The organism is uncultured Pseudophaeobacter sp. (assembly GCA_905479575.1).
Classification (GTDB): Bacteria; Pseudomonadota; Alphaproteobacteria; order Rhodobacterales; family Rhodobacteraceae; genus Pseudophaeobacter.
This window is the reverse complement of the sequence record CAJQNB010000017.1, coordinates 200,015-211,510: the sequence shown is the minus strand read 5'-3', so window position 1 is coordinate 211,510 and position 11,496 is coordinate 200,015. Positions and strand designations below refer to the sequence as shown.

At 60.1% G+C, this 11,496-nt stretch carries 10 protein-coding genes; 5 read left to right on the top strand and 5 right to left on the bottom strand.

The genetic code is table 11. The features are described 5' to 3' along the window. Window positions 1-2: 2 nt before the first annotated feature. Window positions 3-527 (top strand): flagellar basal body-associated protein FliL, encoded by a 525-nt coding sequence (locus QZ268_RS06300; RefSeq protein WP_295449771.1) that lies wholly within the window; start codon window positions 3-5, stop codon window positions 525-527. A 195-nt stretch (window positions 528-722) separates the two neighbouring features. On the opposite strand, the gene QZ268_RS06295 is transcribed toward QZ268_RS06300, so the two are convergent. The 4 genes from QZ268_RS06295 to QZ268_RS06280 are packed head-to-tail and all read right to left on the bottom strand — an operon-like array spanning window position 723 to window position 5,041. After that, window positions 723-1,508, bottom strand: a complete 786-nt coding sequence (locus QZ268_RS06295; RefSeq protein ID WP_295449981.1) for a carnitinyl-CoA dehydratase — start codon at window positions 1,506-1,508, stop codon at window positions 723-725. 11 nt (window positions 1,509-1,519) lie between these two features. Further along, window positions 1,520-3,556: an acetate--CoA ligase family protein gene (locus QZ268_RS06290; RefSeq protein ID WP_295449766.1), complete on the bottom strand. Its 2,037-nt coding sequence runs from the start codon at window positions 3,554-3,556 to the stop codon at window positions 1,520-1,522. A 6-nt stretch (window positions 3,557-3,562) separates the two neighbouring features. Then, window positions 3,563-3,871: a SelT/SelW/SelH family protein gene (locus QZ268_RS06285; RefSeq protein ID WP_295449762.1), complete on the bottom strand. Its 309-nt coding sequence runs from the start codon at window positions 3,869-3,871 to the stop codon at window positions 3,563-3,565. A 6-nt stretch (window positions 3,872-3,877) separates the two neighbouring features. Continuing rightward, window positions 3,878-5,041: an acyl-CoA dehydrogenase family protein gene (locus QZ268_RS06280; RefSeq protein WP_295449759.1), complete on the bottom strand. Its 1,164-nt coding sequence runs from the start codon at window positions 5,039-5,041 to the stop codon at window positions 3,878-3,880. 78 nt (window positions 5,042-5,119) lie between these two features. Here QZ268_RS06280 and QZ268_RS06275 point away from each other — a divergent pair, with 78 nt between their 5' ends. Continuing rightward, window positions 5,120-6,076, top strand: coding sequence for a helix-turn-helix domain-containing protein (locus QZ268_RS06275; RefSeq protein WP_295449730.1), 957 nt, complete (start codon window positions 5,120-5,122; stop codon window positions 6,074-6,076). 64 nt (window positions 6,077-6,140) lie between these two features. Here QZ268_RS06275 and QZ268_RS06270 read toward each other — a convergent pair whose 3' ends face one another. Then, window positions 6,141-6,896, bottom strand: a complete 756-nt coding sequence (locus tag QZ268_RS06270) for a class II aldolase and adducin N-terminal domain-containing protein (RefSeq protein ID WP_295449721.1) — start codon at window positions 6,894-6,896, stop codon at window positions 6,141-6,143. A 114-nt stretch (window positions 6,897-7,010) separates the two neighbouring features. Between QZ268_RS06270 and QZ268_RS06265 the strand changes: the two genes are divergently transcribed. The 3 genes from QZ268_RS06265 to QZ268_RS06255 all read left to right on the top strand — a co-directional run bounded on the left by QZ268_RS06265 (window position 7,011) and on the right by QZ268_RS06255 (window position 11,363). Beyond that, the gene (locus QZ268_RS06265) at window positions 7,011-7,940 is read left to right on the top strand and encodes a LysR substrate-binding domain-containing protein (protein WP_295449718.1); all 930 of its coding nucleotides are present in this window, start codon (window positions 7,011-7,013) and stop codon (window positions 7,938-7,940) included. Window positions 7,941-8,067: 127 nt separating this feature from the next. Further along, window positions 8,068-9,882: an adenine deaminase gene (gene ade, locus QZ268_RS06260; protein ID WP_295449715.1), complete on the top strand. Its 1,815-nt coding sequence runs from the start codon at window positions 8,068-8,070 to the stop codon at window positions 9,880-9,882. Next, on the top strand, window positions 9,879-11,363 hold the full coding sequence (locus QZ268_RS06255) for an AMP nucleosidase (RefSeq protein ID WP_295449713.1): 1,485 nt from the start codon (window positions 9,879-9,881) through the stop codon (window positions 11,361-11,363). Before ade ends, QZ268_RS06255 begins: the two co-directional genes overlap by 4 nt. The last annotated feature ends 133 nt before the right edge of the window (window positions 11,364-11,496 follow it).

Sequence of the window (11,496 nt, the reverse complement as noted above, 5' to 3'; positions counted from 1 at the left end):
ACATGATCGCTAAATTACTTCCTGTCATATTGCTGATTGTCGGCACTGCTGCTGGGATTGGAGCCGGTATCATGCTGGCCCCTTCCCCAGAGCCCAAGGCGGAACAGGCCGCAGGCGACATGGGCGATGACATTGATCACGCTGATGGCGAAGAGGCTGAGCACGCCCAAGAGGCTGGCGAAGATGGGCTGGGGCCGGATCCAAACCGGGAATACATCAAGATCGACAACCAGTTTGTTATCCCGGTGGTGGAGCGCGAAAACCTGTCCTCGCTTGTGGTCATCGCGCTCAGCCTTGAGGTCAAAACCGGCATGAGTGACAAGGTCCACCTCTATGAGCCCAAGCTGCGCGATGCCTTCCTGCAGGTGCTGTTTGATCATGCCAATATGGGCGGCTTTCGTGGTGCCTTTACCCGCTCAGATGTTCTCAACCCGCTGCGCACCGCCCTACGCGAGGCCGCACAACGGGAGCTGGGCAAGGGCGTCTATGATGTATTGATCGTGGAAATCTCGCGCCAGGACGTCTAGGAACTGACTGAAAATTCCAAATGCTTCAGCGGGCCTGCTCTCTCCAGCGGGCCCGTTTCAACATGTATGGGGTATGCGCCCGGTCGGTAGCGCGCGCGGCCTGCACACTCCGAATAGGGTCAACGCTAAAGCGGCAGTCTTTGACTGCTGCGGCAGGGGCGAGAGCTCCCCCCTGCCTCTTCTTAGCGCTGTTACTTAGCGGCCTTTCCAGACCGGGTCGCGTTTCTCGGCAAAGGCACGGGCACCTTCCAGCTGATCCTCACTGGAATAAAGCACATCCACCGCGCGCAACTGGCGCTGGGTGATATGGTTCATCGCATCCTGGAATTTGCAATCTTCCGCGTCGCGCACCACCTCTTTGATCGCCGCATAGACCAGCGGCGGCCCAGAGGCGAGCAAGCGCGCCAGCTCCCAGGCGCGATCCATCAACTGGTCGCCGGGCACAATCTCGTTCACCAGCCCCCAGCGGTTGGCTTCTTCAGCGTCAAACCAGCGCCCGGTGAGCAAAAGCTCCATGGCAATATGATAGGGAATGCGTTTGGGCAGCTTGATCGACGCCGCATCGGCCACGGTGCCTGAGCGGATTTCGGGCAGGGCAAATGTTGCGTGATCTGCGGCCAGGATCATATCGGCCGAAATGGCCAGCTCCAACCCACCGCCACAGGCGATGCCGTTCACCGCAGCAATCACTGGCTTGTTCATGTCGCGCAATTCTTGCAAGCCGCCAAAACCGCCGACACCATAATCGCCATCGACCGCATCACCATCAGCCGCCGCCTTTAGGTCCCAGCCGGGGCAAAAGAACTTGTCGCCGCCACCCGTCAGGATCGCCACCCGCAAATCCGGATCATCGCGAAAATCGCGAAACACCTCTCCCATCACCTTGCTGGTTGCCAAATCAATGGCATTGGCCTTGGGCCGGTCCAGCGTGACCTCCAGAATGGCGCCGTCGCGCCGGGTTTTTACCGGTCCATCCGTCATGTCCTGTCCACTCATCTCATCATATCCTTTCGTCGCATCAGCGCATCTGCCGCCACCGCATCCTCGGGCGTACACAGCAGCGGGTTGATTTCAATTTCTTCCAGACCTTCGGCCTCGGCCAGCACATAGTCCTGTACCGATCGCACCGCGCGTAAAATAGCGCCGCGATCCGCGGCTGGTTTGCCGCGATAGCCTGCCAGTAGTTTTGCGATTTTCAAGCCATCCAAGGCCGCATCAATTGCCGCGTCGCTGGCGGGCAGCAAAAGCGAGCACCTGTCTTGCAGGATTTCAGTCAAAGTGCCGCCCGCCGCCAGTGTCAGAACAAAGCCATGCGCCGGGTCTTTCACCACCCCGATCAGCAGTTCTGCCACGGTGCCGCCAACCATTTCCTCAACCAAGAACCGCTCTGTCGGCATCGCAGCTGCCGCCGCGCTGACGTCGCCGCCACAATTTAACCCCAGCACCACCGCCCCGGCTTCGGTTTTATGGGCAACCCCTTCGCCTTTCAGCACCACCGGATAGCCAATATCCGCCGCTGCCGCCCGCGCCATGCCGGGGGATTTGGCCCGGATGGATTTGGGAACCCGCAGGCCATACTGCGCCAAGCGAAACTTGGCTTCCGCCTCAGAGACCAGACTAGGCTCTACCACGGTGGTCGCCAGTAACACAGGCTCTGCGATTTCTGGTTCTGGCGCAGCGGAGGCCGCACAGGCCACCAGGGCCTCGCGCAGCCCACAAAAGGGCACCACGCCAGCTGCCATCAGCTGGTCGGAGACCGCCTCAGGCAACAGTTCCGGCAGGGTGGCCACCAGCGCAACATTTGCCCCTGTGGCCTGACGCGCGCCGATGGCGGCCTCAATGGCACAGTCCCAGTCACTGGCAGAGCAGCGATCGGGGCGCGGAAAATCAACGATCAGCAGGGTCATCGCCAGGGAGGGATCCATCATCGCAGACCAGGCCCGCGTCATCGCCGGCGTGTCGCGCCAGATATAGGTGTGGTAGTCCAGCGGATTGGCCAGCGCCACCATCGGCCCCAGGGCCGCACGCAGGTCGGCTGTCTGGGTGTCATTCAAAGGCGGAAACACCACCGGAAGATCATGCGCGGTATCGGCAGCAAGGCTTGCCTCGCCCCCCGAACAGCTGATTGATCCCAACCGGTTGTTGGCCAATGGCCCTGTCACATGCAGCAGTTTCAGCGTTTCCAGAAACGCTGGCAGATCGTCAAGCCGCGCAATCCCCAGACGCGAAAGCAAAGCCTGAGCCCCCGCATCACCACCCGCAAGTGAGGCCGTATGCGAAATGGTCGCCGCCTGTGCCTCATCGGATTTGCCCACCTTAAGCGCGATAATTGGCTTGCCCAAGGCGCGCGCCTTGGCTGCCAGTGCCTCAAAGGCGCGCAGATCGCCAAAGCCTTCGATATGCAGGCCCAGCGCGGTGACGCGATCATCGTCCAGCAGCGCCTCTCCGATGGCGGCAATGCCGGATTGCGCCTGATTGCCCGCCGCCACCACATAGGCGATGGGCAGGCCCCGGGTCTGCATGGTCAGATTGATGGCAATGTTGGAGCTTTGGGTGATCAGAGCCACGCCCCTCTCTACCCGCGCTCCACCGTGTTGGTCCGGCCACAACAGGGCACCATCCAGGTAATTGATAAAGCCATAGCAATTGGGCCCGAGGAAAGGCATCTCACCTGCCGCTTGCAACAGCTGCGCCTGAAGATCTGCGCCCTCAGCATCCTCGGCCTGGGCCTCCAGGAAGCCAGAGGCAAAGCACACCGCACCGCCCGCATCGCGCGCCGCCAGATCCCGCACCACCTCGATTGTGGCAAAGCGGTTTACCCCGACAAAGGTAGCATCCGGCGCCTGCGGCAGACTGGCAACATCTCGATAGACCGGCAGGCCTGCCAGCTCTTCTGCCTTGGGGTGAACCGGCCAGATCTCGCCGTCGAACCCCATCTTCTGACACTGTTCAATCACCAGACGGCACCAGGCTCCACCGCCCACAACGGCGATGGTTTTGGGCCTAAACAGCCTGTTTAGAGACTTCATTTTGATTTATTCATCCCTTGTGGCCCGGTCCAGATGGCCAAGGTCCTGTTGCGGGTTGATCCGGTCGCGTACGCGGGTCTTCAGCTCTTTCACATCGGGAAATCCGCCGTCGCGCTTACGCTCCCAGATCAGCTCTTCATTGAGCGCGATCTCAAAGATGCCTCCGACTTCCCCCGGCACCAGGGTCACCGCTGCCAATTGATCCTGAAAGGTCGACAGGAGTTCCTGCGCCATCCAGGCGGCGCGCAGCATCCAGTTGCAGCCGATACAATAGGTGATGGTGATCTTGGGCTTCAAAGGAGAGGTCGTTGGCATGGTTCATCAGGCTCCGTGGGCGCGTAACATTTCACGGCTGATGATATGCCGTTGGATCTCGCTCGTCCCCTCCCAAATGCGCTCAACCCGGGCATCACGCCAAATGCGTTCCAGCGGCAGCTCATCCATCAGGCCCATGCCGCCATGGATCTGGATTGCCTCATCCGCAACCATGGCCAGCATTTCGGTCGCTTTCAGCTTGGCCATCGACATGTCAGACTCGGTGACCGTGCCCTGATCAAATTTCCAACCGGCTTCCCAGGTCAGCAAATTTGCCGCCTTCAGCTCCAGCGCCATATCGGCCAACTTAAAGGAGACCCCCTGAAATTTGCCGATCTGCTGGCCAAATTGTTTGCGTTCAGCAGCATATTCAACCGAGTGTTGCAAGGCGCGATCAGCCCTACCCAGGCAGGTTGCCGCCACCTGCAAACGGGTCGCCCCCAGCCAGGTGTTGGCCACGTCAAAGCCCTTGTCGACCTCGCCCAGGATGGCCGAGGATGGCAGGCGACAGTCGTCAAATTCCAACACAGCATTGGTATAGCCCCGGTGCGAAACATTGCCGTAGCCATCGCGCACCGCAAATCCCGGTGTGCCCTTGTCGACAAAAAAGGCGGTGATCTTTTTCTTTGGCCCGCGCGGGGTGTCTTCGACACCCGTTGCCATAAAGCAGATGGCAAAATCCGCGATATCGGCGTGGCTGATAAAATGTTTGGTGCCGTTCAGGATCCAGTCATCGCCATCTTTGCGCGCCGTGGCCTTCATGCCGCGCAGGTCAGAGCCCGCGTCTGGCTCCGTCATAGCAAGACAATCCCATTTTTCGCCCTTCATGCAGGGGAACAGGTACTTCTCTTTCTGCTCTTCGGTGCCGGCCAGTAGAATATTTGACGGGCGCGCGACCCCGGTCCAGTGCAGCGCATAGTTGGCGCGGCCCAGCTCCTTTTCATACATCAGCCAGCTGAGCGTATCGAGCCCGGCGCCGCCCACCTCTTCGGGCATATTTGCGGCATAAAGCCCTGCCGCCATCGCCTTTGCCTGGATGTCCTTGATGACATCCATGTCCAGATGCCCAGAGCGTTCGACTTCCTGCTCGTGGGGGTAAAGCTCGTTCTCCACAAAGGCACGAGTCGTCTCGACGATCATTGCCTGCTCTTCTGTCATGCCAAACTGCATCGCGCGCATCCTTCTCTTTGACTTGCCCAACAGTCTAGCGCCGAGCTAGGGTTACTTCATGCAGAGGTGGAATAAATCATGCAGAGTTGGGTAAAAGAAGACGCCGCAGCGCAGCAGGTTGATTTGCTGTTGTTTGATGATTTTTCCGGCCATTGCCTTGCCAATACAGTCGAACCTTTGCGCGCGGCCAATACATTGGCGGGGCGGCAGATCTATGCCTGGCGGTTTCTCACCCTGGAAGGTACGCCTGTCACCTCCTCCGCCGGGATGGAGGTGAACCCCCATGACCAGCTGGCCAAGTGTCGCGGCGACATGTTGATTGCCATGCCCTCGTATCGTTATCGCCCGCTGGCAACAGAGGCCGCGAAAAAGTCTTTGCGCGCGGCTGCAGGTCGCTACGAGGTGATGGCAGGCTTTGATGCCGGGGCCTGGCTTTTGGCCGCAGCCGGCCTGCTTGATGGACGCCGCGCCACCATTCACTGGGAGGAACTGGCAGGCTTTGCCGAGGATTTCCCCCAGATCGAGGCCCAGCGCCTACGCCATGTGCAGGACGGCAATCGCATCACCTGTACCGGGGCCTTGGCGGCCTTTGACCTGATGATGGATCTTATCGGTCAGGCCCACGGTCAGGCCCTGCGGCTGGAGGTCGCCGCCCTGTTCATGAGCCCCGAAGTCACCGAGGCAGAGCCTGCCCCTCTCGCCATAGGCTCTGCGCGCAGCCGCTCTGTCGCCAGGGCCCTGGCGCTGATGCAGGCCAATATCGAGGCTCCGCTTTCAGTGATGGAAATCGCCCGCCAGATTGGCCGCAACCGCAAAGATCTGGAACAGCGCATGAAGGCACAACTGGGGGCCACCCCGCAGGCGATCTACCGACATCTGCGCCTCATACAGGCACGAAAGCTTGTATTAGAGACTGACTTGTCCATCGCAGAGATCGCCCTGCGCAGCGGCTATGAAGACCCCAGCGCCATGACCCGCGCCTATCGCGCCGAATTTGGCGTCCCCCCGCGCCAGATGCGCAACAGCACGGGGTGACACGATCTAGTGGCCTGGCCAGAGGCCTTACCAGCGGCAAGACCAATAGCCTGACAAACCGGCTTTAGCTGGCGTAGGTCGAGCCTTCACCATCCAGGATCAGTTTGATCTCGCGCAGGTGTGCCTCGGCCTGGGAGGGGTAGTCCTCCAGCTCGCGCGCGGTTTTCTCGGCGATCTCATCCGACAACAGGCGCAGGGGCTGCCCGGTCTGCAAGGCCCGAATATAGGTCTCGGCGGCGCGTTCAAAATAATAGAGCCTATTAAGGGTATCCGCCGGGTCAGAGCCGATCACCAGCACCCCGTGGTTGCCCATGATCATCACCTTCTGTTTGGGGTCGGTCAGCATCGCCGCACAACGCGCGCCTTCGTCCTCAAAGGCCAAACCGCCATAACCATCGTCGATGACATAGCGGTTGAAAAAGGTGGCGGTGTTTTGATCAATCGGCGGCAGGCTGCTGTCGGCCAAAGAGGCCAGAACCGTGGCAAAAATCGAATGCACATGCATCACGCAACGCGCCTGCGGACAGAGGCGATGGATCGAGCCATGCAGCCCCCATGCGGTGGGATCCGGCGCACCGGGTTTGGTCATGGTTTCGGGATCATTGGAGTCCAGCAGCAATAGGTTTGATGCGGTAATCCGGGCAAAATGCATCTGATTGGCATTCATCAAAAACTGGCTGCCCTCTGCGTTCACCGCCAGGCTGAAATGATTGGCGACACCTTCGTGCATATTAAGCCGCTCCACCCAGCGAAAGCTTGCCGCCATGTCCACGCGTTCCTGCCAATGGTCCATATTGGGGCGCAATTCTGCAACGCTCATTTTGATGCTCCTGAAACAATTTCTGATTGCCCAGAACCTGTGCCGCAGAGGTCTGTTTGACCAGCGAAAAAAATGGCACCTTGCCATTAGCTCAGCTTATGCCAAACTTATGCAATGAAAACCTCCCTGCCTCCGCTCGGCTGGCTACGGACCTTTGAGGCCGCAGCCCGGCATCTGTCCTTTACTGGCGCCGCCAATGATCTGAACATGACCCAAAGCGCGGTCAGTCAGCAGATCAAGGGGCTAGAATCACATCTGGGCAAAACCCTGTTTCATCGCCGCCCCCGCGCCCTGGAGCTGACCCCAACCGGAACCACCTACTTGCCAGTGGTGCGCGAGGCCTTTCGCACCCTAACCAATGGCACCCGCGCCATTTCCGGATCACAAAAGAATGTGGTGCAGGTGCAGTGCAATATGTCCTTTGCGGTGCAATGGCTGTCGCCCCGGCTGGGCAGGTTTTATGATGCGCACCCGGATGTTTTACTGAACATCTCTACCGAGATCTGGGAGCCCCGCGACATGGCCGAAGGCGCCGATGTCGAGATCCGCTTTTCCCTGGGGCTGGCGGATACGGTGCGGGGTGAGCTGTTGCACCGCGATCATTATTATCCGGTCTGCGCCCCGGACTATGCGGTGACCCTGTCAGAGTTGCATCAGCACCGACTGTTTGACTGTTCCAATCTGATGGCCAATTTCCCCGCCTGGGCCGAGGATCAGGGCCTGCCCTGGCCCAACCCACCGGTGAGCTATGCCACCACCTATATGGCCTGCCTGCCCGCAGTGGCTGCGGGGGCCGGCCTGGGTCTGGCCCATGACATCCTGGTCAGCGACTTGATCCGGCAGGGGCAGCTGATTGCCCCGTTTGACCACCGTGCCCCAGTGCCAGAGGCCTACTATCTCCTGCTCTCTCCCCAGGCAGAACACGCCCCGGGCGCCCAGGCTTTTGCCAACTGGCTGCGGGCCGAGATGGCGCAGGACCACTGCGGCGGTAAGGCGTGGCCAAACGCGTTCAAGCGCACACCCCAAGCCCACCCAGACAATTAGCACCCGCCCTGCGATCTCCTCCGGGAGAGCTGTCACAAAACATCCTCTTGTCCTGTCTATAGGTGTTTCTAGGCCAAGCACAGATCCCAGGGCTTGCACTTACGCGCGCAATCAGAACAATTGGCACATGACAGATAAAGCATTCCCCAGCTGGCCCGATATCGCCCCAGATCTGATCCATGTCGCCGCAGGCCGCGCGCCTGCCGATACGGTCATTCGTCAGGGCAAATGGGTCAATGTCCACACCCGCGAGGTGCTGGACAATCACGACATTGCCATCAAATCCGGTCGTATCGCCTATGTTGGCCCCGATGCCAGCTATTGCACCGGGCCGGATACCCAGGTGATCGAGGCACAGGGACGCTATATGATTCCCGGCCTCTGTGATGCCCATATGCATATCGAATCCGGCATGTTGACCCCGGCGGAATTTGCCCGCGCGGTAATCCCCCATGGCACCACCTCGATGTTCACCGACCCCCATGAGATCGCCAATGTTCTGGGGCTTGAGGGCGTGCGGCTGATGCATGACGAGGCGCTGCTACAGCCCGTCAATATCTTCACCCAGATGCCCTCCTGTGCGCCCTCGGCGCCGGGGCTGGAAACCACCGGGTTTGAAATCACTGCCGAAGACGTCGCCGAAGCCATGCACTGGCCCGGTATTGTTGGCCTCGGCGAGATGATGAACTTCCCCGGTGTGGCCAATGCTGACCCCAAGATGCTGTCCGAAATCGCCGCCACCCAGCGGGCAGGCAAAACCGTTGGCGGGCATTATGCCTCGCCGGATCTGGGACGGGACTTTGCCGCCTATGTCGCCGGTGGCCCGGCGGATGACCACGAGGGCACCTGCGAAGCAGACGCCATCGCCCGAATGCGCCAGGGTATGCGCGCCATGGTGCGGCTGGGCTCTGCCTGGTACGACGTTGAGGCACAGATCACTGCCATCACCGAAAAAGGCCTGGATCCACGCAACTTTATCCTCTGCACCGATGATTGCCACTCTGGCACGCTGGTGAATGACGGCCACATGAACCGGGTGGTGCGCCATGCCATTGCCTGCGGCTGTGATCCGCTGATCGCGCTGCAGATGGCAACGATCAACACCGCCACTCATTTTGGGCTGGAGCGCGATATCGGCTCGATCACGCCGGGACGGCGCGCCGATGTGATCCTCACCTCGGATCTGACCGAGCTGCCGATCGAGCTGGTCATAGCACGCGGGCAGATCGTTGCTGAATCAGGCTCTATTACGGTGGATTGTCCGCATCTTGACTGGCCTGACAGCGCCCGTGGCACCATCCATCTGGGCCATGTTCTGACGGCAAAAGATTTTGAAATCCAGGCCCCCGAGGGTGCCAATGCGGTCACCGCCAATGTCATTGGCATGGTGGAAAACCAGGCCCCAACCAAGGCGCTGAAGGCCGAGCTGCCGGTGCATGACGGGCTGGTAGAGGCCACCATGGCCGCCGAGGGCGAGACCTGCCAGATCGCATTGGTAGAGCGCCATCAGGCCACTGGCGGCGTCACCAATGCCTTTGTTTCGGGCTTTGGCTATCAGGGCAAAATGGCCATGGCTTCAACCGTGGCCCATGACAGCCACCACATGATTGTGGTGGGCACCGACCGGGACCAGATGGCGCTGGCCGCCAATCGCCTGGCCGAGGTCGGAGGCGGTGTCACCATCTTCCGCGATGGCGCAGAGCTGGCCCTGGTCGAGCTGCCCATTGCAGGGCTGATGTCCGACAGCCCCGCCACCGAGGTTGCCGCCAAGGCGCAAAAACTGGGCGAAGCGATGGAGGCCTGCGACTGCTCGCTCAACAACGCCTATATGCAGCACTCCTTGTTGGCTCTGGTGGTGATCCCTGAACTCAGGATCTCGGACCTCGGGCTGGTGGACGTGCGCACCTTTGAAATGATCCCCGTGATTGAGCCGCTCACATGACGCCAGCAACACCGATCACCCAGATCAAACAGCCCCAGGCCCCCGCCCCCGAGAGCTTTTCCGACGCCAGCGCCGCCGTGGCCCGGCTGGAAGAGCTTTACGCCCAGGCCACTACATTCTTATGTGATGAGTTCATCGCCAGTATGGCGACAGGGACAAAAGGCACCCAGCGCATTCGCGCCTTTTATCCCGAGATCCGCTTTACCACCTCCAGCTTTGCCCAGGTGGACAGCCGCCTCAGCTTTGGCCATGTCTCGGCGCCGGGCACCTATGCCACCACGGTGACGCGGCCGGATCTGTTTCGCCACTATCTGACCCAGCAAATCGCCCTGCTGATCAAAAACCACGGTCAACCCGTCACCATTGGTGCCTCAACCACGCCAATCCCGGTGCATTTTGCCGTTGGTTCCCGGCCTGATCTTACCGTACCGCAGGACGGCGCTGCCGGTTTCACCCTGCGCGATATCTTTGATGTCCCGGATCTGGCCACCACCAATGACGATATCGTCAATGGCACCTACCAACCCGAAGACGGCATCGGCCCACTGTCGCTGTTCACCGCGCAACGTATTGACTACTCGTTGGCGCGGCTGTCTCATTACACCGCCACCGCACCTGAGCATTTCCAGAACCACGTTCTGTTTACCAACTATCAGTTCTATGTGGCCGAGTTCGAGGCCTACGCCCGCGCCCAGCTGGCAGATCCGACCTCCGGCTACACCAGCTTTGTCAGCACCGGAAACCACGAGATCACCGCCCCAGAGGCAGAGATCCCCGCCATCGCCAAGCTGCCGCAGATGCCGACCTACCATCTGAAGCGTGCCGACGGCAAAGGCATCACCCTGGTCAATATCGGTGTCGGACCGTCAAACGCCAAAACCGCCACCGACCATATAGCGGTGCTGCGCCCACATGCCTGGATGATGGTTGGCCACTGTGCCGGCCTGCGCAATACCCAGGCGCTGGGGGATTTTGTGCTGGCCCATGCTTACCTGCGCGAAGATCACGTGCTGGACGATGACCTGCCGGTCTGGACGCCGATTCCGGCCCTGGCAGAAATCCAGATCGCTTTGGAACAGGCCGTGGCCGAAGTCACCAAATTTGAAGGCTATGATCTGAAGCGGATCATGCGCACCGGCACCGTCGCCACCATCGACAACCGCAATTGGGAATTGCGCGACCAATCCGGCCCGGTGCAGCGGCTCAGCCAGTCCCGCGCCATCGCCCTGGATATGGAAAGCGCCACCATCGCCGCCAATGGCTATCGCTTTCGCGTTCCCTACGGCACCCTGCTCTGTGTGTCCGACAAACCACTGCATGGGGAGCTGAAGCTGCCAGGCATGGCCTCTGACTTTTATCAAACACAGGTTGCGCGTCATTTGCAGATCGGCATAAAGGCGATGGAACAGCTCAGATCGATGCCGCTGGAACGGTTGCACAGCCGAAAACTGCGCTCCTTTGACGAAACCGCCTTCCTTTAGGCCGAGTTTTCCACTGTTTTCTGCAAAAAACCGCTGGTTTCTATAGTCTTTTGTTCCACAACGCGTTGTGTTCCTACACAACATAACGATAATGTTGCGCGATGAGGCCCCACAGTTCGGGCAGTTTTAAGGA